At 64.1% G+C, this 24585-nt stretch carries 27 protein-coding genes and 3 tRNA genes; 8 read left to right on the forward strand and 22 right to left on the reverse strand.

Annotation, left to right across the window (positions count from 1 at the left end):
- Window positions 1-28: 28 nt before the first annotated feature.
- From K2Y56_RS21375 to K2Y56_RS21395, 5 genes are all read right to left on the reverse strand, one after another.
- Window positions 29-1060: a hypothetical protein gene (locus K2Y56_RS21375; protein ID WP_292512454.1), complete on the reverse strand. Its 1032-nt coding sequence runs from the start codon at window positions 1058-1060 to the stop codon at window positions 29-31.
- Between the two features lie 62 nt (window positions 1061-1122).
- Window positions 1123-1788, reverse strand: a complete 666-nt coding sequence (locus K2Y56_RS21380) for a hypothetical protein (protein WP_292512457.1) — start codon at window positions 1786-1788, stop codon at window positions 1123-1125.
- Between the two features lie 46 nt (window positions 1789-1834).
- Entirely contained in the window at window positions 1835-2383 is a 549-nt protein-coding gene (locus K2Y56_RS21385; RefSeq protein ID WP_292512461.1) for a hypothetical protein, read from the reverse strand.
- Window positions 2380-3708 (reverse strand): hypothetical protein, encoded by a 1329-nt coding sequence (locus tag K2Y56_RS21390; protein ID WP_292512464.1) that lies wholly within the window; start codon window positions 3706-3708, stop codon window positions 2380-2382. The genes K2Y56_RS21385 and K2Y56_RS21390 overlap by 4 nt, the downstream gene beginning before the upstream one ends.
- Window positions 3709-3784: 76 nt before the next feature.
- On the reverse strand, window positions 3785-4384 hold the full coding sequence (locus tag K2Y56_RS21395) for a hypothetical protein (RefSeq protein ID WP_292512467.1): 600 nt from the start codon (window positions 4382-4384) through the stop codon (window positions 3785-3787).
- 82 nt (window positions 4385-4466) lie between these two features.
- Between K2Y56_RS21395 and K2Y56_RS21400 the strand changes: the two genes are divergently transcribed.
- Window positions 4467-4919, forward strand: coding sequence for a DUF4262 domain-containing protein (locus tag K2Y56_RS21400; protein WP_292512470.1), 453 nt, complete (start codon window positions 4467-4469; stop codon window positions 4917-4919).
- A 7-nt stretch (window positions 4920-4926) separates the two neighbouring features.
- Here the strand turns inward: K2Y56_RS21400 and K2Y56_RS21405 are convergent, their stop codons facing one another.
- Window positions 4927-6231 carry an extracellular solute-binding protein gene (locus K2Y56_RS21405; protein WP_292512473.1) on the reverse strand — a complete coding sequence of 435 codons (1305 nt, stop codon included), beginning with the start codon at window positions 6229-6231 and terminating at the stop codon, window positions 4927-4929.
- A gap of 137 nt (window positions 6232-6368) precedes the next feature.
- Between K2Y56_RS21405 and K2Y56_RS21410 the strand changes: the two genes are divergently transcribed.
- Window positions 6369-6650: a hypothetical protein gene (locus tag K2Y56_RS21410; RefSeq protein WP_292512476.1), complete on the forward strand. Its 282-nt coding sequence runs from the start codon at window positions 6369-6371 to the stop codon at window positions 6648-6650.
- 10 nt (window positions 6651-6660) lie between these two features.
- Here K2Y56_RS21410 and K2Y56_RS21415 read toward each other — a convergent pair whose 3' ends face one another.
- From K2Y56_RS21415 to K2Y56_RS21425, 3 genes are all read right to left on the reverse strand, one after another.
- Window positions 6661-7161: a DUF6600 domain-containing protein gene (locus K2Y56_RS21415; protein WP_292512478.1), complete on the reverse strand. Its 501-nt coding sequence runs from the start codon at window positions 7159-7161 to the stop codon at window positions 6661-6663.
- A gap of 47 nt (window positions 7162-7208) precedes the next feature.
- A complete protein-coding gene (locus K2Y56_RS21420) occupies window positions 7209-7685 on the reverse strand; it encodes a hypothetical protein (protein ID WP_292512481.1) in 477 nt (158 codons plus the stop codon).
- 189 nt (window positions 7686-7874) lie between these two features.
- Window positions 7875-8186 (reverse strand): DUF6634 family protein, encoded by a 312-nt coding sequence (locus K2Y56_RS21425; RefSeq protein ID WP_292512484.1) that lies wholly within the window; start codon window positions 8184-8186, stop codon window positions 7875-7877.
- A 159-nt stretch (window positions 8187-8345) separates the two neighbouring features.
- Here K2Y56_RS21425 and K2Y56_RS21430 point away from each other — a divergent pair, with 159 nt between their 5' ends.
- Complete coding sequence (locus K2Y56_RS21430) at window positions 8346-8822, forward strand: hypothetical protein (RefSeq protein WP_292512486.1); 477 nt, start codon at window positions 8346-8348, stop codon at window positions 8820-8822.
- 10 nt (window positions 8823-8832) lie between these two features.
- On the opposite strand, the gene K2Y56_RS21435 is transcribed toward K2Y56_RS21430, so the two are convergent.
- The 4 genes from K2Y56_RS21435 to K2Y56_RS21450 all read right to left on the reverse strand — a co-directional run bounded on the left by K2Y56_RS21435 (window position 8833) and on the right by K2Y56_RS21450 (window position 10979).
- The gene (locus K2Y56_RS21435; protein WP_292512488.1) at window positions 8833-9447 is read right to left on the reverse strand and encodes a DUF488 family protein; all 615 of its coding nucleotides are present in this window, start codon (window positions 9445-9447) and stop codon (window positions 8833-8835) included.
- Window positions 9447-9737: a hypothetical protein gene (locus K2Y56_RS21440; protein ID WP_292512491.1), complete on the reverse strand. Its 291-nt coding sequence runs from the start codon at window positions 9735-9737 to the stop codon at window positions 9447-9449. Before K2Y56_RS21440 ends, K2Y56_RS21435 begins: the two co-directional genes overlap by 1 nt.
- Before the next feature lie 13 nt (window positions 9738-9750).
- Window positions 9751-10782, reverse strand: coding sequence for a hypothetical protein (locus tag K2Y56_RS21445; protein WP_292512494.1), 1032 nt, complete (start codon window positions 10780-10782; stop codon window positions 9751-9753).
- A gap of 107 nt (window positions 10783-10889) precedes the next feature.
- Window positions 10890-10979, reverse strand: a tRNA-Ser gene (locus K2Y56_RS21450).
- A gap of 215 nt (window positions 10980-11194) precedes the next feature.
- Here K2Y56_RS21450 and K2Y56_RS21455 point away from each other — a divergent pair.
- Entirely contained in the window at window positions 11195-11926 is a 732-nt protein-coding gene (locus K2Y56_RS21455; RefSeq protein WP_292512496.1) for a hypothetical protein, read from the forward strand.
- 136 nt (window positions 11927-12062) lie between these two features.
- On the opposite strand, the gene K2Y56_RS21460 is transcribed toward K2Y56_RS21455, so the two are convergent.
- The 3 genes from K2Y56_RS21460 to K2Y56_RS21470 all read right to left on the reverse strand — a co-directional run bounded on the left by K2Y56_RS21460 (window position 12063) and on the right by K2Y56_RS21470 (window position 12987).
- Window positions 12063-12136: transfer RNA gene (locus tag K2Y56_RS21460), tRNA-Gln, on the reverse strand.
- 23 nt (window positions 12137-12159) lie between these two features.
- A tRNA-Ser gene (locus tag K2Y56_RS21465) sits at window positions 12160-12252 on the reverse strand.
- A 291-nt stretch (window positions 12253-12543) separates the two neighbouring features.
- The gene (locus K2Y56_RS21470; protein WP_292512498.1) at window positions 12544-12987 is read right to left on the reverse strand and encodes a hypothetical protein; all 444 of its coding nucleotides are present in this window, start codon (window positions 12985-12987) and stop codon (window positions 12544-12546) included.
- Between the two features lie 149 nt (window positions 12988-13136).
- Between K2Y56_RS21470 and K2Y56_RS21475 the strand changes: the two genes are divergently transcribed.
- Window positions 13137-15593 carry a preprotein translocase subunit SecA gene (locus K2Y56_RS21475; protein WP_292512501.1) on the forward strand — a complete coding sequence of 819 codons (2457 nt, stop codon included), beginning with the start codon at window positions 13137-13139 and terminating at the stop codon, window positions 15591-15593.
- A gap of 2 nt (window positions 15594-15595) precedes the next feature.
- Here K2Y56_RS21475 and K2Y56_RS21480 read toward each other — a convergent pair whose 3' ends face one another.
- The 3 genes from K2Y56_RS21480 to K2Y56_RS21490 form a co-directional block, all read right to left on the reverse strand.
- Window positions 15596-16162: a hypothetical protein gene (locus tag K2Y56_RS21480; RefSeq protein WP_292512504.1), complete on the reverse strand. Its 567-nt coding sequence runs from the start codon at window positions 16160-16162 to the stop codon at window positions 15596-15598.
- Between the two features lie 145 nt (window positions 16163-16307).
- A complete protein-coding gene (locus K2Y56_RS21485; protein WP_292512508.1) occupies window positions 16308-16751 on the reverse strand; it encodes a hypothetical protein in 444 nt (147 codons plus the stop codon).
- A gap of 171 nt (window positions 16752-16922) precedes the next feature.
- Window positions 16923-17390, reverse strand: a complete 468-nt coding sequence (locus K2Y56_RS21490; protein WP_292512511.1) for an HNH endonuclease — start codon at window positions 17388-17390, stop codon at window positions 16923-16925.
- A gap of 1397 nt (window positions 17391-18787) precedes the next feature.
- On the opposite strand from K2Y56_RS21490, the gene K2Y56_RS21495 reads away from it, so the two are divergent.
- Window positions 18788-19072 (forward strand): hypothetical protein, encoded by a 285-nt coding sequence (locus K2Y56_RS21495; protein ID WP_292512514.1) that lies wholly within the window; start codon window positions 18788-18790, stop codon window positions 19070-19072.
- Between the two features lie 42 nt (window positions 19073-19114).
- Here the strand turns inward: K2Y56_RS21495 and K2Y56_RS21500 are convergent, their stop codons facing one another.
- From K2Y56_RS21500 to K2Y56_RS21510, 3 genes are all read right to left on the reverse strand, one after another.
- Complete coding sequence (locus K2Y56_RS21500) at window positions 19115-19783, reverse strand: HEPN domain-containing protein (RefSeq protein WP_292512517.1); 669 nt, start codon at window positions 19781-19783, stop codon at window positions 19115-19117.
- Window positions 19780-20829: a DUF262 domain-containing protein gene (locus K2Y56_RS21505; protein WP_292512521.1), complete on the reverse strand. Its 1050-nt coding sequence runs from the start codon at window positions 20827-20829 to the stop codon at window positions 19780-19782. Before K2Y56_RS21505 ends, K2Y56_RS21500 begins: the two co-directional genes overlap by 4 nt.
- A 401-nt stretch (window positions 20830-21230) precedes the next feature.
- The gene (locus tag K2Y56_RS21510) at window positions 21231-22148 is read right to left on the reverse strand and encodes an AraC family transcriptional regulator (protein ID WP_292512527.1); all 918 of its coding nucleotides are present in this window, start codon (window positions 22146-22148) and stop codon (window positions 21231-21233) included.
- A gap of 108 nt (window positions 22149-22256) precedes the next feature.
- Here K2Y56_RS21510 and K2Y56_RS21515 point away from each other — a divergent pair, with 108 nt between their 5' ends.
- Together K2Y56_RS21515 and K2Y56_RS21520 are read left to right on the forward strand one after the other, a co-directional pair.
- Window positions 22257-23030: an SDR family oxidoreductase gene (locus K2Y56_RS21515; RefSeq protein WP_292512530.1), complete on the forward strand. Its 774-nt coding sequence runs from the start codon at window positions 22257-22259 to the stop codon at window positions 23028-23030.
- Between the two features lie 338 nt (window positions 23031-23368).
- Entirely contained in the window at window positions 23369-24394 is a 1026-nt protein-coding gene (locus K2Y56_RS21520) for an adenylate/guanylate cyclase domain-containing protein (protein WP_292512532.1), read from the forward strand.
- The last annotated feature ends 191 nt before the right edge of the window (window positions 24395-24585 follow it).

The following is a 24585-nucleotide window of genomic DNA, read 5'->3' on the forward strand; positions in this document are numbered from 1 at the left end:
AGCGGTGGAAAACCGCGGCCGGAGGTCGCTAGGCGCGAGCACCCGGGCCGGGCGCGCCGGGCGAGGCCCTCGAGAGGACGGCGGCCGACCGCTCGTCACGCCAAGCGAAGTACTCGTGGCCCCAGACCGTCCACGGATCGGCGACGACGATCTGTCCCGCCGTCTTCTCGACGACGTTCCAGTCGCCGTAGCTGCCCTCGGCGAAGGGATTGTGGATGGCCATGCCCGACCAGACGTGGCCGAACGTGCGGCCCTCGGGCGCGAAATAGCCGTGTCCGGTGACGACCGCGTTGCCGGCTGCGTCGACGAAGGCGAGCACGTCGCGCACGTCCCCCGCCCTGTAGACGACGTCCAGGATGTCCCCGTCGGAATCCGTGGCGCGCACTTCGAAGCTCGACGTGGTCTGGTCGGGAACGCCGCCGCGGTCGCCGTCGACGACGGTGATCGAGAGGGGCGTGCGCCGCGTCTCCTCGGTCTCGGCCTCGAACTCCGCCATCGGGTGGAGCACGAGACGGAGCGCACCTCCCGATTCCGAGAAGCCGGCGGCGGCGAGGTATTCGGCGGGCGCCGCCTCGAGCGGACGGTCTTCGAAGCGCGCTGCGACCGTCCTCTTGTGGTCCGTGTACGCATCGCCCCAGCGCGAGGCCGGATCGTCGAGATGACGACGCCCGTCGGCGCGTGTCGCGAAGCTCCAGGAACCGTCCTCGAACGCGAACGGGTTGGCGACCGGGCCCGTCGGCCCGACCATGCGTAGCGCGGGGTCGGAAGGCATGTCCGGACCGCCGGAATCCCGCAGGGCCAGCGCGAGCACGGCAAGGTCCCGCGGATCCTCGGTTCCCAGAACGAAGGGGCCTCCGTCCACGCCGTCGATCGTCGCCTCGTAGAAGGCTCTTCCGAGACGGGGGGCGATCGCGAGTTCGACCGTCGCGGTCTCGTGTCCCCAGGACGGGCGGAACGTCATGATCTCCACCGGGTCGATCGACTTCGATCCGGCGGTCGAGAGGCCGTGGTTCTCGGCGCGGAGGAAGCCGCAGCGGTGGAGGAGGTCGGTCGGCGTCATTCTCTTCACCCGGGAGGATCGCGCTCACTGTCGCGCCCGGCGGCGAAAGGAGCAAGCCGACCTCAGAGACCGGCCCCGCGGAGGATGCGGAGACCCACCTTGTCCAAGGGTTCCCCGATCACCGTCCCATGCCGGGGAAGGTCGCGCGGCCGTCCGGTCAACGTCACGGCCTCCATGGGACCTTCGAAGGGGCCCTCCCTGGTCTCCATCAGTGCGAAGCCGGAGTGGAGACCGGTCTCGAACCTGACCGCCGCCGGCGGAAACCGTTCGAGGAGGGCGGAGCCGGAATGACCCGGCGGCACGGCTTCGACGAACAGCGTGTTGCGGTCGTCGTCCTCCAGGAACGCGGCGAGCCACCCGTCGGCCTCCGATCCGATCAGCAGCGCCCGCGTCGTACGGTGGTCCGTCTCCTCGACCAGCCCCGCCCGAAGGTCGTGCCGGAACGTGCGCGCCTCCCGGCCCAGCACCGTCATGCGCGTCCTCAGCCGGCACGACGTTCCCCAAAGCGCGATCAGGACCGCGCAGCTGAGGACGATCTTGAAGACGTCCGCGCCCGCCGCGTTTCCGTCGTCTGCTGCCTGGACCACCGCGACGGCGGAGGGGGCGAGCACGTACGTGCAGGCGGCGGCGACGGCCGCCACCGCGGCGAGGTCCCGCAAGGCCGCGAAGCGCTGCCAGCGGCAGCGGCGGAGCCCCTTGAGGATCAGCCGGCGTTCGGCGCCGGCCATCGGCCTGATCTGCTGGGCGGGCACGACGAGGAGGCGGGGAGGGAGCTCAGACGCGGTCGCGGAACGAGGACCACAGCTTGTAGAGCACCAGGGACAGGATGACGTTGAGGATTACGGGAGGCCCGGCCTCGGCGAAGGTGGGCCACTCGGCGCCGTGGTAGACCGAGTAGAGCAGATTGAGACCGACGCCGTAGCAGAAGCCGAGGGCCGACGAGGGGAAGGCGGCCGCCGCCGCGAGGATCATCGGGATCCAGTAGGAGAGCTCGGCTGCCACTTTTCCGTTCGACTTCACCTCGTCGGCGTGGCCGGCGAGCCAGCAGGCCATGAAGAGGAAGCAGAGCAGGATTCCCAGAACGACGCCTGTCGAGACGGACGAGACCACCAGCAGGAGGATGTTGGCGGTCTGAAGGGAGCCGGACGCCGAGAAGGCCTGAAGCAGAAGGAACGCCGCGAAACCGCAGGTGAAACTCGTGAGGCAGAAGATGACGAGGAACCGGATGGCGAAGCTGCGGACCTGGAATACGGTCTGCGCCGTTCCCGCGTCTCCTTCGCTGAGGAGCACTCTCGAAGCGCGGTCGAACACCCGTTGCGTCACTGTGCGATCTTTCCTTTGAGATCACGAACCATTGATCGGATCCGGAGGGTTGTCGAGGGCGTCGTTCCTTCGTGCTGGGGAGCGGGCCGTGCGGTCAGCGGACGGATCTCGCGACGCCCGGAGGGTCTCAGGCACCAGGACGTGGCGCTCTCGATCCAATCGACCTTGGAAGCGTCGACGCGCCTGAGGTTGGCGATCCCCGCGGCGACGTCCTCCGGGGCGGCGACGTAGTAGCGGTCGCCGACGCGCTCGACCCAGATCTCCGGGGCTCCGAGCTCCTCGACGTCGAGGACCGCCGCCAGACGCGCCGCGACCTGCTCGGGGTCGGCCTTCTCGCCGAGGATGGCGCCGATGCGTCCTGCGAGATCGACCACCGCCGTCCGTCCGGCCGGCAGGCCCTGGCTTCGGAGGATCCAGCTGGCGTTGACCACGGCCTTGGCCGAGGCACCGCCGCTCGACAGCCTCTTCTCCGAGGCCTTCTCGAAGAAGCCTTCAAGGCGCGCCAGCACGTCGCCGCCGCCGGCACGGACCTCGGACACGACCATCGAGACCGCGGCCGTTCCGCCCTCGGTCCTCGTGACGATGCCGAACCGGCGGGCGAAAATCTCGATCCGGCGCTTGGCCTCGACTGCCGCGTCCCTGGCGAGCCCGTACCAGTGGACGAGCCAGTCCCGCAGCTTCAGGATCAGGGCGATCAGCGAGGCGTCGCCCTGTCCCATGCCGGAGTGCAGCCCGCCTCCGCCCGGTGTCCTGGCGCGGGCCGTACCGGCACGCCGCCCGGCCGCGGGACCGGAGGTCTCGTTCTCGTCCTCGCGCGCCCGCAACGCCGCCGCGAGGATCACGACCGCGAGGATCGTGAGAAGGGTGAGGATGATCTGGAGGAGAGAGATCCGCGCGATGCCTTCGGCCGCGACGCCGCCGACGGGCTTGTTGAGCGATCCCCAAAAGCCCACGTCGTCCAGGATGGTCGGTGCGGTCGGATCGACCGACGTCCCGATCGGAGAACTCGCCGTCGCCTCCGCCGGCCGCGCGGTGTCCGGAACGTCCGCGGTCGTACGGCTGAACATGCCCATGCCGGCGGATTCCGGGCCGCCTACCATCACCACGCCGATGAGCAGCAGCGCGATCATCTTCGACACGCGCCGCTCGGTCTCGGCGGAGGGCAGGGCGATGCGCCAGAGCGCCGTCGCGACGGTCAGGAAGCCCACGAGCTGGACCGCCGCGCCGACGGTCCGGAGGATGATCGCCGCGCTCTCGCCCGCGCTGGCGGCGGCCATGGCGGGGAGGGGGACCATCGCGAGGAGCAAGGCGGCGAGGTAATGCATCGGCTACTCCGGCGGAACGCACCGCTCCTTCGGACATAGACCGCATTCGGACCGCTAGGAAGGAGCGGATCGACGTTCAGAACCTCGGGGAAGGAGCAGTCGACGGGTCCGGTTCGGGCGGGTGCTGGAGGTCCGGGTTCCACGAGGAGGTGGGAACGTGCCCCCGAGCCCGGGAGACCTCCCGGAGGTGTCGTGCGAGCCGATCGTCCGCGTCCGGCCCGGGCGGCGCGATCCGGTCCAGGGCGACGACGACGGGATTCCCGTTCGCGGCGTCGAGCAGGAGCATGTGGAGATCGTCCTGCAGTTCCTCCGGCACGACCTGCATTAGACGGATCGACGAGAGATTGTACATGCAGTTGGAGACGTCCCGGCGCAGCTCGGCTTCGCCGGCCCTGCGCAGACCGGCGTCGGAGGACTCGTTCGGCAGCAGCGGCTCCCCGAGGCGTCGGGCGATCTCGGGGACCACGTCCCAGAGCACGTGCTTCGAATAGCCGTCGCCTTCGGACGCCGGCGAGGCGAACTCGGGCACCGAAGCCCGGATCCGTCGGGCGATGCCCGCGAGCTCGCGGCCGAGCCAGCGGTCGGGGAGGCCGTAGAGGCGGTCGACCCGCACCTTCGAGCGTTCGAGCCTCGCGGCGACCTCGGGTGGCAGGAGCCTCGAAAAATCCAACGTCATCTGCTACATATCCGAAGGAACGGCTCGCCGAACTGGACATCATGTCCCGACGCGACGCAAGCCGCCATACCAGGAGGGCGCCATGACAGATCGAAGCCCCGAAAAGCACAGCCCCGTGGTCGTCCGGTCCTTCCAGAACCGCGACGAGCTTTGGTCCCACACCGTCGGCATGATCGACCGGGGTCTGCCCGAACTGCTCGTCTCCGGTCTCGATCAAGCCCGTGGGCGCGCCATCCTGATGAACGCCGCGCACGACGTTCTCGACAGGGCCGGCGTCGTCGACGGAGATCTCTCCACCCGGATCGCGGACCGGAACGTCATGTTCCGCTCGCTGCCGGTCGAGCGGGCCGGCCTCTACGCCCTCGAGGCGGCCAACCGCGATCCGCAACAGTTCCACGCGCTCCAGGTCGTCTGGCCGGACGAGGAGGGGCTGTTCCCGTGGTCGTCCGGCTGCGATCCAGAGGTGGTCCGGTCCCAGTCGCTCTTTGTCGACCTCGAGCCTCCGTCCGAGGCGTACTCGCCCCGCATGTCCTGAGACCCGCCTAGCGGTCGCCCTCGCGCCTCTGGCGCAGAAGCATGTCCGAGCGCTGCACCGCGTCCACCAGGGCCGGGCGGGGCTGCTTCAGCCCCTGGAAGGCGAAGTCGAAGGCGGCGTCGAAGAAGCCGTCGATCTCGGCCTTGCCCTGCAGGCGGGGGCTCTTCGACGCCGCGGTCGGCAATTGGCCCGCGAGTTCCGAGGCCGCGACGGCGAGCCCCGGTTCGGCGTTGACGATCCCGTCCGCCTGGGTGCGCTTCCAGCCCTCGAAGGTGGACGGGATCGACCGGATCTCCCGGGCGAGCCATGCCTGCGCCTCCGGCGTGGCGAGGAAGGCCGCGAATTTGGCGGCACCCTTGATCTCCGCCGGCGGGCGGCCGCGCAGCGCCCATACCGCGAACCCACCGGGCAACGAGGGCTTCGGCGGGTTCGTCACGTCGTCCAGGAAGGGCAGGGGCAGGACGGCGACCTCGAACGGCGCCCGCGCCCTGACGTGCGCCAGAAGGCCCGACGTGCCGAGCAGCATGGGACAGGCTCGCCCGATGAAGGCGGCGACGGGCTCGACGCCGGCGGTGCGGGGTCTCAGGGCGCCTCCGCGCGCCATGTCGACCAGACGCGTGAGATGGCGGGACAGGAAGTCCACGTCGGCCGCGATGCGGGCATCGCCGCCACGGCCGTTGTCGAACGAGGCGAACGGGCGGTCGTGCATCGCCAGCAGGTTCTCAACGGCGATCCACGAGGGAGCCTGCATCGCCGCCGCGCACGAGCCGCCGCCGGCGGCCGACAGCTTCGCCGCCACGGCCTCGAAGCCGCTCCAGGTCTTCAGGTCCTTCACGGGATCGAACCCGGCCGCCTGGACGGATTTGGCGTCGACGTACAGCACCGGCGTCGTCAGGAGGAACGGGATCGCCAGGAGCGCGCCGTTCCGATCGGAGTAGCTCGCCCGCACGGCCGGCATGAAGGCGTCGGGATCGTAGGGCTCGGCCATGTCAGTCAGCAGGCTCGACACCGGATAGGCGAGGCCACCCGGGGCGCCGATGTCGCCGGAGGCGGACTCCGAGACGATGACCAGAGGTGGGTACTCGGGCTTGGCGCGCCTCGTCTCCTCGTCGATACGCGACATCACCGTCGAGGACTGCGTCATCGCCACCGGCTTGATCGCGTAGTCTGGATTCGCGGTGTTGAATGCCGTCGCCATCGTCTCCAGCGCGGTTCGGGACGGACCCGAGAGCACGTGCCAGACGCGCACCGGCGTCTGCGCCGAGGCGGGGGCGGCGGCGACGAGAGCTGCCAGAAGGAATAGAAGACGCAAAGCTGAATTCCCCGGGTGCCTACCGGAGGTAGCCGAAGGAATGAAAGCTGTCGAGGCGCAGTCCGGCACCTGCGCCTCCGGCCCATTGCGATTTTCGTCGCCCGGTACGAGCCTTCGAAGGTACGCAGGAGGCTCCCGTGAAAGATTCCGTCTTCGCCGCGCGCTATGCACGCACCCCGATCACGACGTACATGCCCTCGAGCACCGCCCCGGAAACCTCCAAGATCCTTCGCGTCGCCGCGGCGCTGGCGATCGCGACGGGCATCGGCGTGACTTTGGTCTCCGGCCAAGGCCCGGACGTCGCCTCCGCGTTCGGACGCTCGGGGGTCGCCCACATCGACCACGATCAGGCGCTCGACGTGATGCGCATCCAGGCCTACGGCACCCAGTCGACCTGGTCGGGCCCGTCCTACCGCTGATCGACGGCCGTCAGTACCCGCCCCGGCCGCGCGGCGGGAGGGGCGGAAGCGGCAGAGGCGCCGAGACGGGCGGAAGATTCCGCACGGTCCTTTCGTAGTGCGCCTCGCGCGCCCTCGCCACGCCGGGAGGCAGGGCGGGACCCGGGAAGCCGCCGATCGCGACGATGCCGCCGCCCAGTCCTTCTCCGGCCGGCTCCGGCGGGAGGCCCGGCTTCCAGACCCACTTGTCGCCGCGATCCTTCAGCCAGCGGCCGCCCCTGGACGTCTCGCTCCAGAACGGATCCTTCGAGACCCAGAACCACTCGCCCGAATCCGCCTGACGGTAGGTCCCGTTGCTGGTCGGCGACCAGCCGATGCCGACCTTCGGGACCCAGACCTCGCCGTAGCGCTTCGAGTCGACCCAGCGGCCGAACTTCTCCAGATCGCCGCCCGGACCTCCGACCTCGCGCGCGGTCGCCGGCGCGAACGCGGCGAGAAGGGACGCAACGACCATGACCGCCTTTAACCGCATCGCAGAGCCTCCGGATTTCCGGAACAACGCTCGGCGAGCGTGGCCGTTCAACCCGCCAGGACGGGGCGCGGCATCAGCCGCGCCAGAGGCGTGCGCAGCTCCGACGGAACCACCAGGACCAGGGATTCCCAATCGTCCTCCACCAGGGCGATCTTCACCGAGGACCATCCGCCTCCGCCGAGAAGCGCGGCCAGCGTGCCGGCCATCTCCTTCTCGTGAGGGCGCAGCTTCACGCCTCCCTCCTCGGCAGCCGCCTCCATGCAGAGGGACACGGAGGACAGCATCCGCCGAACGGCCTCCGCGGCCGCCGGCACCTGGAGGATGACCTTCGTCTCCGGCATCAGCACCAGGGATCGGATCCTCACACCGTCGGCGAGACCGGTCCGGTCCACGTCGGCCTGGCGGAACAGGGCCCTCAGGGTCTCGACGAGGGCGTAGATCCCGTCGAACGACGCCAGATAGTCGAGGTCGCGGGCCGCTCGGCCCTCGATCACGATCGTCGCGAAGGATCCGTCTTGCGCCATTGGGGTCTCCGGGCGCCGCCGCGCATCGCGACCGGTCACCCCTTCACTGGAACGGCCCATCGCAGATTTGCCTCCCGCCCGCAACGCGGAAGGAGATCCGATGCCGCCGCGGACCTCCGGGAAGCAATCAAGGCTGGGGATGGATACCGGACGGCGTCGCGCCTAGGCGTCCGAGGCGTCGGACGCCGATCAGTGCAAAGGAACGTCCTCAGGTCTTCCGAGAAGGTAGTATCTCGACAGGGTCCGCCCCCACGTGCCGCCGCCCTCGTCCAGGAGCGCGACGTGGGTGGTCGTGATCCGGGTGCCGTCGGCGATGGAGGGATGCCCGTAGACGCACCCCGACATCACGGGCCCGCCGACCTGGGGGTGCGGGCGGATGGACCAGTCCTGAAGCAGCGGAGCCTCGGCGAGCTCGCCCGCGGTCGGCCCCGAGGCGCACTCCTCGGCGATCTCGAGCCGTGCGGCTTCGATCGCGGCCTCGGAGGGTGTCCTGACTGGCATCTCGACGTGTTTCAGGATCGGCCTCCCGCTGTTGTGGACACAATCTAGGCTCCGAGACCGCCCTGTGCATCCCCCCCACGCCCGACGGCGACCGCGCCTCCGTTGCAATTTGCGGATTGCCGCGGTCTGCTGGGCGGACCCAGACCACGGAATCCGACCATGCCGCGCGCCAGCATCCTGTTCACCGTTCCCGACGACGCGTCTCGGATCGCCGAGATCCTCGCCGACGGCGCCAGCGAGATCGACGGGCGCGAAGGGCTCGAGTTCGAGGACATCGTCGCGCACCTCGCGTCGTCCGCAGGCCGGATCGTCGAGGCCCTCGTCGACGACGACGATCCTCTGACGCCCGTATGGGACGTCGCCGGCGCCCTGGACGGAACGGGATGCGCCTACTGGGCCGTGGCCGACGCCTTCGTGGAGCGCAGCCGCGGCGTGCGCAGCATCGGGCGCGTCCTGCTCAACCTCGACGGCGGCCCCGGGCGTAAGGAGATGAAGGTGCCGTGGGAGCACGGCGAGCCGCAGCTCGACGTCGCGACGCTGGAGGCGGCCGGCATGCCCCGGGACAAGGCGGACGAGGTGGTGAAGCGCTTCCGCGTCGAGGCTCCCGCGGAGGTCGCGGGCGCCCCGCGGGGTTGAGAGGGGCGGGCTAGGACTGCGGCGGCGGTCTCCGCCAGGCGACCATCCTGGCGCGTTTCGCGTAGGCCTCGTCCAGCACGGATCCGGCATCCTCGAAGAGGCTCGCGGACTTGCCGGCCAGCGTCAGGATCCTGGCTTCGGTCTCGACCTGCTCCTCGCGCCGGCCGTCGAAGAGGATGTGCGCGGTCCGCACACCCTCGGCCCCGATCTGCCGCGCCACCAGCAGGCAGCGGTGGCATTCGGTGGGGCAGCGCTCCGAGCAGGTGAGCGCGATCCGGTAGCCCTTCCCCAGGCCCTGCATGACGCGGGCGATGCCGTCGGCGAACTCCGCCGTCCGCGCCATGCCGACGTAGTCCGCGACGCCGTTCGCATCCACGAGCCTGGGATCGGAGGGGCGGCCGCCGAGCTCGCGTCCCAGGAAGACGTAGGCCAGCCCGCGCTCCCTGGCCGATGCGGCGAGGGCCTCCCTGTTGAACTGGGGAGCGAACCGGGAGAACGGCGACGTCCGCACGTCGACGAGCGCGTTCACGCCGTGGCCTGCGACGAGATCGAAGAACCGATCGATCGGGTGGTTGGAGTGCCCGACGGTCAGAACTTCGGGCGCTGCCGGTGCGTCCGACATCATCAAGGTCGCGGCGCGGGCGGAGCGTCCGTCGGCGGCGGAAAGGCTTCGGCGAGCCCCGCGACCGTCTCCCGCCAGCGGGCCGCCTGTTCGCCGGCGCCGGCCACGGCCCAGGCCGCGCGGTCGCCCTTCACGGCGACGGCGATGCCGTTCCGGTGGATGGCCGCAAGGGCGGCCACGACGTCGCCGCCGAAGGCCTCCGCCCTCTCGAAGGCGTGCTTGCAGTCCATGATGCCGAAGCCGGTGAGGTCGCGCAGCGTCCTGATCCGTTCCGCCGTGGATCCGGTCGTCATCGCCCGCTCCGCGTCACGAGGCGCAGTTCCGACGCAGGAGCCGCACATGCCGCTCGAGACCCTCGACGGGGAGGTCGTCGTTGAAGATGTCCATGTTGGAATGCGGCTCGTTGGGGCCCGCCGACAACCCGCCGGTCTTCATCCGGTAGGCCTGCATCGTGTCGAGATCGGCCTTCGAGAGGGGGATGCGCAGGGCGAGCCCGTCCGCCGTCTTCGTGAACTTCGTGGCCGCCCGGGGCACGACGCGGTCGAACAGCGAGAAGCTCTCCATCGTGGCGTAGGATCGGGCCACGTCGTCGACGTACTTGGCGGCGAGGCCCTTACGGGTCAGCAGCAGTTCCGCACCCGAGCGTCCGCAGGTCAGGCTCAGCTGGCTGCGTCCGTTCTGCGTCCGGCTGAAGATCACGACCCCGTCCTTGAAGGGTTCGACCTGCCACTTGCCGTAGACGTCCGGGTCGTAGGCCACCTTCCAGTCCCGCAGCTGCGCGTCGGAGGGCTTGTAGATCTCGTCCGGCCGCATGCGGTTGGCCGCCACGACGACCTGCGGATCGGCACCCATCTCGACGACGTAGGCGAGGATCACGCCGGTGAGAGCCTGCTGCGCGGAGAGATCGTTGGCCGTGAACGCCTTCTGCGCCGGAGCGTCGAAGTAGGCGTCGGAATAGAACTGGTGGACGCCGTACGTCCCGGTCGTCGCCGTCCGCTGCACCCCGCCCAGAAAGGCGTATGCGCAGGCCGAGTAGCACCCGCCGGGGCCCTGGGTCTGGTTCGTGGGTACGTCGGCATCCGGGGAGGTCCTGCCGATCTCCGTCTTGAGGCCCAGGCGCCGGATGGCCTGGCCAAGCCTGATCCCACCGAGGAGGTTGCCTCCGCCCGAGTTCATGACGACGGTCAGGGCGATGCCGCCGTAGTCGTTCTTCTTGATCCAGGCTTCGAGCAGCTTGTCCGCGTCCAGGGGGATCTTGCCGTCGACCACGAGCCATTCGCAGCCGGTGCAGTTGCCCCCGTTCGAGGCGACGTCGATCGCGAACCCGTCGCGCTCCATGCGGGTGGAAGGTCCGTACGCCGAGGCGCTCTGGACGGAGAGTGCGAGAAGACCTGCCGAAACAAAGTGCCTGATCACGGACCCTGCCATCGTCGGATGAAGCGTCGTGGCGGACAGACAGAGCTTCGAACTCTGGAGACCGTTTCCGGTCCACACGCTTTCCAAGCGTGCGCCTTCAGCCACTCGGCCACCTGTCCGGACGCGGACGAAGGAATGGACGCCCCCGGTGCCGTCGTCAACCGCACGCCCCCTGCATGGTGAACGATCGGTTCGGCAACGGTTCGTTCGCCTTTCGGGGCGATGGCGGACGTCGCGGCATGAATCGCTCGGATTGTAGGAATTCCGGAAAGGTGGATGCGACCTACGTCGTCCTAGGATGCCTCCATTGGCGCCGTGGCGCAGAGGGATTTCCATGTTCGGCAAGGTCGTGAAGGCGGCGGTGGTCGTAGGTTTCGTCATGGTCGCCGGCTCGACCGGTGCGTCGGCAGCCGCCGGCGAATGCAAGGGCGTGGATTCGTCCCTGGTGCCGTCCGCCGAATGGGTGGGAAGACAGGCATGGCTGTACGAGCCGCGCCACAGAGCGTTCGAGAGCGACCCACGGCAGTGGTCCACGATCGACACCTTCGAACAGACCGGACCCGCCAAGTACACGATCGTGCCAAAGCGGCTGGATTACGGCCAGCCCGTGAAGATCGTCTTCTACAAGCCCGAGCAGCAGGGCCCGGGCGTAGCCGAGGTCGAACTCCCCGACGGCTCAAAGCACTTCGTGTCCGGCAGGGCCATCCGGTTCTTCGAGTTCTGGAAGTGCGGGGTCGACGCCTTGCTTGAGAAGCGGGCGAACGATCCGGTCCCGACCCGTCGGAACCAATACCTCAACGAGGTCTGGGTGAGGATCTCGAACCCCGATGCGAAACTGATCAACTCGCTGAGGGATTGGATTCCCGCCGATCAGGCCAGGAGCATCGCGTTCGCGATCTGCTACGGCGACAACACCGCCTACGTGAATCAGGTCAAGAACGGCGAGAAGCCGATGATGTGCACCGCGTACGGAGCCAAGATCAACGGCGGCTCGAACTTCTCGGCCGACGCCGTCGATTTGGAGACGGTCTCCCCCACGTCGATGAAGATCCTGTTCGGCTCGTAGCCGGCCATCGGGGCCGTCGCCATCGACACCGCGGACGCGATCAAGTAGAGCAATGCGGTCGCATCGAGTTTACGGAGCGACCGTAAGTTCATCGAGTTTGTTTCACAGCTAAAAGTGATTCATTCTCGATTTTAGTTGGCTGGGGGACCAGGATTCGAACCTGAACCAGAGGAGTCAGAGTCCACCGTTCTACCGTTAAACTATCCCCCAACTACTAAAGGCATGTCGAATACTGGCGGAGAGGGTGGGATTCGAACCCACGGTGCCCTTTAAGAGGCACTTTGCATTTCGAGTGCAACGCGATCGACCAACTCTGCCACCTCTCCGAACCTGTATTCGACGACCACTCGCCTCCTTCGACCAAAGAAAAACCCCGCCTGGATCTCTCCTGCGGGGCTCGCCTTGCTTGACCGACGACTACCGTCAGACCGCGCGCGCACTCCCGCCTGGGATCGAGGATCCCGACGATTGACGTTGCGATCGTGAGCGGATGGCGATCATGGCTGCCTCGACGAAGGCGTCGTGCCTTCGACCAGTCCGAGCTAACCCGCGAAGGAATGGGCGTCAACCCCGCCCCTTCGTCGGTCCGCGACGGGGTTCGAACCGCGACCGCGTCGTCAGACGCGCGGGGCCGGAAGGACCTCCTCGGGCTCCGCGACCGCGTCCTGACCGGGCATGGTGCGGAAGGCGCGACGCCTGTCGGCTCTATCCTCCTGCCCGGCGTCGTAGGCATCGGCCAGGGGAAGCATGCGCCAGTCGACGTCGATGCGCATCGTCGGATAGTAGCCGCCCTCCGCGCCGAGAAGCGCGTCGAAGCCCGCATAGGGCGACACCTCGGCGACGATCCAGTCGAGGATCTCGGGGCGGTACCGACGCGCGTAGCCGCTCCATCCGTGCGCGACGACCCGTCCTTCGGCCACGATGCGCCCGGTCTCAGTCGGGATGTGACCATGCGCCGACGCGAACGCCTTCGCGAGCTCCTGAAACCGCTGCTGCTTGGGCAGGACCAGCAGTCCGGCGACCAGCACCGCGTTCTGTCTTCCCGATTCTTGATCGTCCATGAGCGACGTTTCCTTCCGTTGCCACGGATGATCGCTCCGGCGGCCGAAAGGTTCAACGACGATCCCGCGCTTGATCCGGCGGGCTTTTCGTTCCTTACTCGCCACATCTGGTTCCTTCGAACCGACGCACGTCTCTCTGGAGTCACCGCATGCTGCGCCGCCTCGCCGGCCTATTCCGGTTCGGATCCGGTACCAAGCTGCCCTTCGCCGACCGCATCGCCGACGTCGCGAAGTACGAGGCCGATCTCGTCGGCGCGAACGCCGTCGCCACGGCGATGGCTGCCGTCCGCGCCCGCATCGCCGCCGGCTCGAAGGCCGCGGACGAGGCCGACATCGTGCTCGCCGCCTGCCGCGAGGCGGCTCGGATCGCCATCGGCCTTCGCGCGCACGACGTCCAGATCGCCGCCGCCTTCGCCCTGGCGCACGGCAACGTCGTCGAGATGGCGACCGGCGAAGGCAAGACGCTCTCGGCCTGCTTCGCGGCGGTGCTGGCCTCCCTGGACGGGATGCCGGTGCACGTCCTCACGGCGAACGACTATCTCGCCCGCCGCGACTGCGAGTGGATGGAGCCGGTCTTCGAACTGCTGGGCGTCACGGTCGGCTGCTCGGCCGGGCTCGGCGCCGACGAGGACGTCCTGCGGCGGGAGATGTATGCCCGCGAGGTCTGCTACACGACCGTCCCCTCGGTCGGCTTCGACTACCTGCGCGACAACATGCGACTTCGCCGCGAGGACCAGGTGCTTCGGGGCTTCGGCTTCGCGCTCATCGACGAGGCGGACTCGATCCTGGTCGACGACGCACGCGTTCCGCTCGTCCTGTCGGGTCCGTCCGAGGTGCCGCTCGACCTCTACGCCAAGGTCGACGCGGCCGTCGCGGAGCTCGGGGACGAGGACGTGACCGTCGACCACCTGACGCGCACGGCCGTCCTGACGGACGTGGGCGACGACCGCCTGGAGGAGATCCTGCGCGCGCAGGGGCTGCTGCAGGGCGAGGGTCTCTACGACGCCGCCAACGTCCGCGTCGTCCACCACGCCCTGATGTCGCTCAAGGCGCACCGGCTGCTCCAGGCCGACCGGGACTACGTCGTCTCGGGGGAGGACATCGTCGTCGTCGACGAGACCACCGGCCGCTTCGTCACCGGCCGGCGCTGGTCCGACGGCCTGCATCAGGCGGTCGAGGCCAAGGAGCGCGTCCGGATCCGGCCCGAAAGCCAGAGCTACGCCGGGATCAGCTTCCAGAACCTCGTCCTCCTCTACCGCGCGCGCGCCGGCATGACCGGAACCGCGTCGGCCGAGGCCGGCGAGTTCGGCCGGACCTACGGCATGCCGGTGGCGGTTGTTCCGCCGAACCGCCCCTGCATCCGCATCGACGAGCCCGACGAGGTCTACCGTCGCCGCAAGGCGAAGCTGTCGGCGGTGATCGCCGAGATCCTGTCCGCCAAGGAGCGTCGGCAGCCCATCCTCGTCGGCACCACGAGCATCGCCAAGTCCGAGGAGCTCGCCGCGCTGCTGACCGAGAGCGGCTTCGTCCAGATCGATCTCGCCGATCCGGAGGCCTTCGAACCCCTGCGGGCGGATCCCGACGCGCGGCTCGTCGCGGTCCTGAACGCGCGGCATCACGAGCACGAGGCGCGCATCCTCGCCGACGCCGGCCTGCCCGGGGCCGTCACGATCGCGACCAACATGGCCGGCCGAGGCGTCGACATCCGTCTGGGTGGATCGGACGAGAACCCGACCCGGGCCGCCGCGGCGGCAGAGGCGGGCGGTCTCTACGTGCTCGGGACGGAACGGCACGAATCCCGACGGGTGGACGACCAGCTCCGCGGCCGCGCCGGCCGGCAGGGCAATCCCGGCATGAGCCGGTTCATGCTCTCGCTCGAGGACGATCTCCTCCGCCAGTTCGGCTCGAAGAAGCTCGACCGCTTTCTTGCCCGTGCCGGCATCTCCGAGGAGGACGCAATCTCCCACCGCTTCGTCGCGACCATGATCGCGAAGGCGCAGCTCAAGGTGGATTCCCGAAACGGCGAGCAGCGCCGCGAGGTGAAGAAGTACGACGACGTGCTGAACAGCCAGCGCGCGGTCTTCTACGCCATGCGGATGCGTGCCATCGACGGCGAGGCCGGAGCGATCGCTCGGGACATGGTCGACATGGCCGTCGACGCGGTCGTGGCCCGCCACGCCCCGTCCGACGTGCTGCCGGACGATCGCGACGTCGCCGCGATGTCGGGCGATCTGCGCCAGCGCCTGGGCGTGGCGCTCGACGCTTCGATCCTGCGCGAGACGCCGGAGCTGGTCGGCGACGCCATCGTGGCCGCCATCGCGTCGAAGCGGGCCGACAAGATCGCGCGCGCCGGCGAGGACGCCTATGCGGAGGCGGAGCGCTACGTCGTGGTCAGCTCCCTCGACCTGGCATGGCGCAACCACGTGGCCGCCCTCGACCACCTGCGCAGCGTGGTGTCCCTACGGGCCTACGGCGGCCGCGATCCGTTGGTCGAGTTCCGGGCCGAAGCCGTGGACATGTACGAGGCGCTGCTCGAAGCCGCCGCCTTCTCGATCGCGACGGGTCTCGCCTACACGTCGATCAAGCCCCGGGCCGAGGCCGCCTGACCTCAAACCACCCGCAAGCCAAGCTTCGCCGCCAGGGCGCGGGCCTGCTTGTCCGTGACCCACGACGGCGGGATGTAGATTCCCGGCGTCGACCGGCACTGCGAGACCATCCGCTTCATGTCGGCGAGATACCAGTCCTCCCGGGTCAACTTCGGGTGGGCGATGCTCCTTGAGAACCAAACCTCCGAGCTCAGCATCAGGTCGACAGGCTGCTCGGAGACGTACCAGTCCCTCGGATCGTCTCCAGCCTCCCGTGCGGTCTCGTTCAGTTCGCTGCCTTCGCCGGTGAGGTAGCCGGGATGGTCGCACCATCTGGCCAAGTCGAGGTCGGCCAGGCGGAAGCCGATCGCGAACCGGTTCAAGGCAAACGCGTTCGACAGATCGAGATCCGAATCCATCGCATGCAACGATCCGTCCGGCATCCCAAACCGGATCTGGGTCGCCTGCAGGCAGCGGGGAACCTCAATCCTGCGGGTGAACCATGCGAGTGCCGGGAAATCCTTCATCGGGCGCCGGATGCTCGCATCCGTGTGGATGCGGCCGAGCTGCGGATGGAATACCGGGGGCATGGTCCCTTCCGGGAGAATGGAGCCGCTCATCCAAAGCTGGTTCGTCCGGAGCGTGGACGTGTGATGGTAGACGGTCGGGGACGCCTCATCGAGAAGCTTCCTGATCCTGGCCTGACCCACTCGAATCCTCCTTCTCCGTCGATCCTCAAGGGTCGCACGCGTTCTTCTTCGCAGCGGGGACGTCGTCCCAATCTGCGGGGTCGACGTCGTTGCGGTTCGCACCGCCTCGCAGGACCACGGGTATGCGGGCATGGGAGGTGCACCGGACCGTGAGGCCGCAGGTGACGGCTTCGGTGAAGTAGGCACGCCATCCCGCGCATTCCGGATCCACGGCGTAGACGTGGTACGTGCCGGCCGGCAGGGCGAGCGCGTAGCGCCAGCCCCTTCCCGCCTTGAGATGCTTCGTCGTGCAGAAGGTCCGCCGATCGCCGACCACCTGGGCGCAGACCGTGAGCGACGGCGGGAGGGCGTCCGACGGATAGACCAGCTTGCCGGACAGCCTGGCGGTCGAAGGTTCCGCGACCGCCGTCGAAGCTATGGGTTGGACCAGCGCCAGCGTGACCGCCGAGAATCCGAGCAGACGTTTCATACTGCAACGCGACCCTTCGTTCATTCCGAGGGACGAGTTCTGTCGATGTCTTCCGCCGCGTCAACCGGGACCTGGAATGGTCGACTGGGGATGCGGAGATATGCACCGGCAACGTTCGCCGGGTCAGGCACCGCCCTTTCGAGGCCGGCCCGTCGCGAGACGGGCCGGCACCTATGCCTGGAGAGGCGATTTCCAGTAGATATAGTCGAGCCACGAAGTCGGAATGTCGTCGCGAAGACCGATCTCCATGCCCCTGGCGTAGAGTCCCGCCTGGGTCGGCTCGTACGCCGGCTGCAGCAAAGGCATCTTGGCCTCCTGCGGCGTCCGGTTGGCCTTCCGGAAGTTGCAGGGCATGCAGGCGGAGGCGAGATTGTCCCAGGTGCTGGCGCCGCCGCGCGATCGCGGAACGACGTGGTCGAAGGTCAGCTCGGACGTCGACTTGGTCTCCAGGCAGTAGGAGCACCGGTTCCCGTCGCGCGTAAAGATCCCGTAGCGGGTGACGGCGACCCGACGCACCGGAGAGATGTACCTTCTCAGCAGGACGACCGACGGCAGAGGGATCGCGCGCCCGCCGGCGGTCCGCGCCGATCGGTCGTACGAAGCCAGCACCGTCACGCGGTCGAAGAAGACCGCGGTCATCGCGTCCTTCCATCCCCAGGTCGACAGCGGATGCGAGCTCAGAGGCCGGAAGTCGGCGTTGAGCTGGACATTCCATGAGATACTGAGAAAGGTCTAGGAGTTCATGATAAATTTCTAAACGCACCTTTTTGTGATTTCTCAAAATAAATTACCCCTGCAGTCGGGTAGTTTGTCCCGGTTAACTTAGAAGGATGTCTCTCGCAGCCTCATGGCTCGCGCCTGATAGCTGGGAGAGCTCTGCTTTTAGCCATAATTGCTCCTGGTGAACCCAAATGGTCTTCGCCAGGACGAATGTTGCACCCATAAATGTGTCGGAGCTTCATCAATTCCACCCATAAAGATCTTTGGATGGGAGTGCGACTACGCCTCCACCTTCATCGCCGACCGCGCCTACGATCATGAGTCGCATAGGAACGAGAACGTGGTGGTCTACGTCCGAGCCTTCGCCCTGCCCAACAACACCCGCGGCGGCCTTGAGTGCGATACCGGTGGTGATGAGGCCTCTGGCTAGCCGGACGAAATTCGAAGGAAGTCGCCTGGCTCCGACAGCGTGGACTCTGCAGTTCCTTGATGGTCTGCTTCATGAAGCGGCATTACAAGAAGCGGACCGGCGACATACCACCCAACTCAGTCGCGGGCCACAGTCAGCTGAGTTGCCAGGAGGCAGACATTCAGAAGGTCTGCGAAGGGTCGATAGCGGAAACCGTCCGATCGTTCTCCGATGCAGTGTTAGGCACAATGTCGTGTCCGCGAGGGCATGCCCCTACGGACGATTGTTTCTTGCCTAAAAAAAGAGTGGTCGGGCTATGATCGCCAAATAATATTTCTATCTGATAAGCCGAAATATGGCTGCTATGCTATGCCAAACTGTTGCACGTACAGCAGTCTCAGTAGCTACTTGAACCAGTCGGTCATTAGAAGAGCTTTGTGCGGGCATCCCAAGTTTTAGTCGTAGAGAGTTCCTATCTTTCTTCGCGATTTCCATATAATCGGAATTTCGTTTTATAAGACCAGTCAGAATGCTATCTTGCTCAGTCTGCGTAAGGTGCCCAATCTGCGTTTGTACCTTTTCCATAAACTCAGTGTACTTACGCTCAATGCCTTTGCTGTCTTTAGGATCATGGTCAAGCGCTTCCCGCCAAAAATTATCCTGCGTTTCGTGCACGTTCACGGCGATCCCTTCCACTTTGATGCAAGCTTTTAAGATGTCGCCCTTGCTGTCAAATAGAAGGTGTACTTCGGGAGGAGCTAACTGGCGATGCGCCAAAGGGGCTTGAGAGCGCCAGTCCTAGAGCTGCCTCAAAACTACATCTAGTAGGCCGCGAAATTGGTCGTTTGATCGACGCCGGAACCACTTTCCAGACAAAGCACAGAGAGCCGAAGTTATGCCCCTATATGTGCTTGAGGCGGCGACGGTTCACATTGACGACGTTGAGATTGCGGCGCGCGACGTGTCGATCGGCTGGCCCGACCTCGACTTATGGCTGGGGCCGAGACTGCAATTCCGGCTCGACGGCATAGAGAGCCCCGGCCGGATCGCTCGCCTGTTTGCCGGCGAGAAGCTGCAATTCCACCCCGGCCCGGCCGGACGTGTGTCGGCAGCGCCGGCGAGCAGTTTCCGTGCAACCGGCAACAAGCGAACACGGCGCCGACAAGCCGCCAGGGATCGGGCGGCAACCTAGACGAGCCAGAAGAATAACCGTCGTTTCCTTACAGACTTAGACTCAAGCGGCTTGCCGTATGTAGAGTCGTCCATCGCATTGATCTCTGATCGTTATGAGAAATCGTGTGATTTCCATATCAGCCGCATCATATATATTGCCTAATTCATTTATTGAGAATCGTCCACCGACAACACTTGCTGCTTCCCGCCCATGCGCTACCGCATTGCGTCTTTCGCGTAAGTTCCCAAGGCGGCCCCTATTTGCGGGCGTGCAGGCATGATCTGACACTCCAAATAATGATGCCAGCCACTCAAGCGTACCGCCGTCTACATTTTGCATTTTTTCAGCAAGAGGATTTTCCAAGAACGCTGCAGAGCTATTTTCAAATGCAGCGTCAAATAAAGCCGTCGATCTATCAATAATGTGGTCAAAACCACAGGAGCGAAGAGATTTTACTTTTGCATAATGTATGATGCTGTGAAGTGAAGTAATGTAAGATGTTGCAGGTGTTTCGTGACTTGTTAGCTCTATCAACGCAGACTCAACTATTGCGTTTGCAGATCGTTCAAAGGCAGCATAGATAGACACCAAACACAACCCGCGGAGAGTCCTTTGGAGATCGTCTATTGGTTGGAGATCACCGGGAGCGATCGCTCGGAGGTGATTTATCACCATCGAAGCTTCCGAAAATCGTTCTCTAACCTCATCAGCGGCTGCTTCTAAGCTCATGCGAGAACGTGCTCTGCGACGTATTGAATTCGGCCTCTGAGCTTAGGCAAGCTGTTGGTTGCGCCTGTCGTCAATCGCTTTAGTTCTTGATCATCCAATATGTCCACAAGCTTATCAGGATCGACCGATTCACCTACAGACAATATGTCTGCGACTCCGACCGCTACTGCTTCAAAAAGAATTAGAGGAGTCGAATTTGGTCGATTAGCGCGGACAATCCCATCCGGCAAATTGGCGGATAAGATTTGGAGAGTATCATTAAATAGATCTCTCAAGTGGCGCCTATTGTTGAATAATTCAGTTTTGCGGGCCATGTAGTCATTTAGGAAATCTTTGACGGAATGCTGAAACTTATCTCTGTCTTCGTAGTATGCAAAAAATTTGAGGATGAGTTCTTCAATATTTCCGCGAGCATGCCGATCAGTACGCTTTATAATTTGCTCAAGCCTAGCATCGTCAGAGCAAGACTTTATAAAATCATTAAATGGTCCTCTATAGACACAGTTTCTGATTTCTTGTTCATGTAAGGTGATCCCGCCTGTATTCAATCGTTCAAACAAATCAAATCGTACTTGATGATCACTACGATCGTTCAGTACGGTAATCCGTATAGGTCTTGTCAAAAGACTCAGCTTCATACTTGATGGGAAGTCTGAGAATAACGCACCATTCAACGAACGCACTTTGTCAAGTCCACTCAAAACCAGAGGTTCAAACACTTGCTCGTTTGAAGTCTTAGGCCGTAAAGTTGGATTGATGAAATTTAGTAGAGACGTGAGCCGCTGCAGGCCATCTATGACCTCCCATGTCGAGTCTTCATTCGTTGCAAGAAAAAGACTTGGGATCGGGATTCCTAGAAGTAAGGACTCTATGAGTTGCGATTGCCGAACGTCGTCCCAGATAAACCGACGCTGATATTCTGGAGCGATTAGGATTTGATTTTCGCCCACCATGTCAATCAAATGCTTGGCTGTGATATCATAGCTGTCGAAGCCGACACTTCGGCGTTCCTCACGGATTTCTGCGGCGGCCTTGGCGGGATTCATAGGGCTTCATCTCATAACGAATTTTGTGCATCATATTTACTAATGATGACAAATCAAGGTCTTCTTTTAGTTACTCTATGGAATGGATTTTGCAGTCACGATTTCTCGTTTTAGTATTAAAAGCACTTTATATTTTACAGACTTAAGATTTTTGGAAAAGGTTTGTTTTCTGCGACCAGATTACTCGTATAATAATTGGAATAAAAACCTTTCCCTTATTGCGTCAGAAATCCGATCGTATTCCTGACATTTAGCGCCTTCCGCTTTCGACCCAAGCCGGTCATACAAGTAATTAACAGCTGTCCTCGAAAGCTGCCATTCGTTGGCCGCCCGGCTATTGCGGTGCAGGGTTCGTAAGGACTATGCAAATATATAATATATAATGGCGTTCGACGAACGAACTAAGAACTTGACAAGCGCCCGACAGGCTTTCGCTGCCCGCTCGAAACTCGCACGGTCCCCGGTGTCAGCCCGTCCTCACGACGCATCACCGACGTCAGATGGCTTTGACTAGAAAACCCACATGTCAATGCGATCTCAGACAGGGGCATGATACCATCAACGATGAGCGTGCGAGCATGGTCCAAACGCATGCGGGTAAGATACCGGTGCGGACTCGTGCCAGTACGTCGCCGGAAGGTGCGGAGCAATTGGCTTGAGGAGAGTCCGACCACAATCGCGATGTCATCGAGCCTAACCGTATCGGCAAGATGCGCCGCCATGTAATCCCGCAATCGATTGAACTGCCTGTCGGAGAGAGTACCAAGCTCATGCTTGAGCTTTCCGACGCCGTACTGCTTCAGCAGGTGGAAACCCAGAAGGTTCAACAACGAATTTAGCTGCAAGTCGGGCATTGCCGCGTTGTCGTCGCTTTGAAGCTCGTCACGGAGCATGCTGCCCAAAACCGCCACACGGCGATCCAACATCGGCAACGCATCCGCCATGACCGTGGCGGCAGGCAAATCAAAGTTGTCTCGCGCAACCGTATCAAGCCAGCTTGCGGATAGGGCGAAAGCGGCGACCTCCTTGGGTTCATGCCAGCGTGCCCAGTAATCTGCCCCAGCGGGCACGATCTCGCACATGCCGCTGGTGGCGTTTGCAGTACGTATCCGCGCTCCACCCAGTCTAGTCTCGCGGTTCATGAATGGCAGGAACGAGAGCAACACCAGGTGATGGGGAATGGTCTGGCTGATCTCCCCAGCCTCCCGCTTGTTCCATGCCGCCGTTCCGACATCCGTCCGGACTAGGCGGCCCCAGTTGGGAACGGGCTCATCGGCGGTGGCGACATCGGGAAAGCCGGGATGGTCGGATCGAGCCATGTATCACTTTCCGTTCGGATTGCGCGGCTTCTACTACGAACGCGGATTTCCTGAAAGCCAAGCTCGGACACGTAGGCTAGTTTTTCTCCTATCAGGGGAGAGAAAACTATGCCGGCGACTGATATCCGTAAAGATCTCGAAGGAAAAGTAGCATTGGTGACAGGCGCTACGCGCAACCAAGGGCGAGCCTATGCTGTAATGCTGGCACGAAACGGCTGCCGTGGCGTAGCGATCCATCATCACGGCGAGCATTCGCACAGCGAGGCCGAGGAGACCGCTGCCGAGATCCGGCGCCTCGGTGGTGACGCTCTCCTCGTTAGCGCTGACCTCGCGCGTGTGAGCGATGTCACCAAGCTGTTCGATGCCGTCGACAGTCGGTTCGGCCAACTGGACATCGTCGTGAACACCGTCGGCAAAGTGGTGAAAAAGCCTTTTGTCGAGATCACAGAGGACGATTTCGACCAGAGTTTCATGGTCAACACGAAGGCCGCCTTCTTCTGTATGCAGGAAGCCGCAAAGCGAATCTCCGATAATGGCCGGATCATCTCCATTGGTACGACGCTGCAGGCCGCGACGACCGGAATGTACGCGGTCTACGCAGGCTCGAAGGCGCCCCTCGAACATTTCACCCGGGCGCTAGCGAAGGAGATCGGTGGTCGGGGTGTCACAGTGAACACCGTCGCACCGGGACCCTTGAATACGTCGTTCTTCTACCCGGCAGAGACGGAGCATTCCACGGCGTTCCTGAAGGGTATGAGCGTACAGAACCGCCTTGGCGAAATCGACGAGATCACGCCGATCATCGAATTCCTGGCAGGGCCAGGCAGCGGTTGGGTGACGGCGCAGACCCTGTTCGTCAACGGCGGTTTCATCGCGCGTTAGGACGCGGACGCCATGGGGCGTCGGTCTTCAAACCTGCGGGGTATTAATGACGCGTAGGTGTCGCCCCCTTGAACGGGAGCGACACCCACAGCTTCGTGCCTTGCGGGCAAGACTGGTTTCCAAATCAAAAGAGGCCGATAGTGCGCAGGTCTGGCAAACTGAGGCAGAGGCCGAATCTCGCGAAGAGGGCGCAGATGGCTTCGGGGGATTGGCAAAAATAATCGGATCCGCCTACTTCACTTACAATTGGATTTGAGACGGGGTGGCTCGCGGTGAGGTGTGGTCTAACGTCGTCGCCCATAGCATTCGTTGAAATCCAGGTAAGGATTGCAAGCCTCTTGCAAAACCGAAAGCCTTTGGGCTACGTGGCACTTTCGGCGACATCAATCTTCTTGTTGGATACGTGGAGTCCGCTGCATTTCGCCGTTGCGGTCCTCTACATCGTCGTCATTGTCCTTGCGGCCCTATGGTTCAAACACGTTGGCATCCTTAGGACCGCGGCGCTCTGCGCGGCGCTGACATGCTTGAGCTTCATTATAACCCATGGCTCGGATCCGGACAGCGGCGCTGCAGCCCGCACATTAATCAGCCTCGCCGCAATCACGATCACCACGAAGCTCGCTTTGTTCAACATCGCAACTCGTGAACGGCTGATTGCGATTGGTAAGGAAAAGGACAATCTGGCCCGCTTTTTCCCGCAGGCTATCGTCGAACAAATCGCGACGAACGACATCGCGCTATCGACGACCAGATATGAGCCTGCTGCGGTCCTGTTCGTCGATATGATTGGATTCACGAAGTTCTGCAGCGCTCTGCAGCCGCAGGATGTGATCGCCATGCTTCGGGAATTGCTGTGCACCCTGAGTTCCAGTGTGTTCGAGCACCACGGTACCGTCGACAAGTTCACGGGCGACGGTTTGATCGCTGTATTCGGCCTGCCCGTCTCGAACGACCTGAGTGCCACGAACGCCGTACGGTGTGCGCTGACCATGCAGGCGAGGCTCCAGGTATGGAACGATGAACGTGCGGCGTCGGGACTGGAAGCGGTCGCCGTTGCCATCGGGATCCATTACGGCGATGTCGTGCTCGGCGATGTCGGATGCGAGAGCCGGCTGGAATTGACGGTCCTGGGCGATACAGTGAACGTTGCGAGCCGCGTCGAGCATCACTGCCGTGAGGCTAGGGCCTCGATCCTGATCACGGACGCTGTCGTCAAGCGCATGCAAAGCGAGGGAAGCGAGGGAACGGTAAAAAGGTTCACGGACCGAGGGTTTCACACGATCCGGGGACATTCGGATGCCCTACGACTGTTCGCAATTCCGAGAGATGCAGAGCTAGTCGTCGATCAGCTTCAAGTAGGGTGACGATCTCTGATCTCTTTGGATGGCTCGCCGCTAATACGACGCATCCATCCGTGTCCGGATTCTGGTTCTTCGCGCACAAAAGCAGACCGACCGCTTACCACCCCAAACGGCCATTCTGCAGCCGACCCGACCTCGCCGTTCGAAGATCTCTGGCCAGTTCTCAGAAGCGGACGTTCGACGGGAGGGTTGCA

Source organism: Methylobacterium sp., assembly GCF_019745455.1.
Classification (GTDB): Bacteria; Pseudomonadota; Alphaproteobacteria; order Rhizobiales; family Beijerinckiaceae; genus Methylobacterium.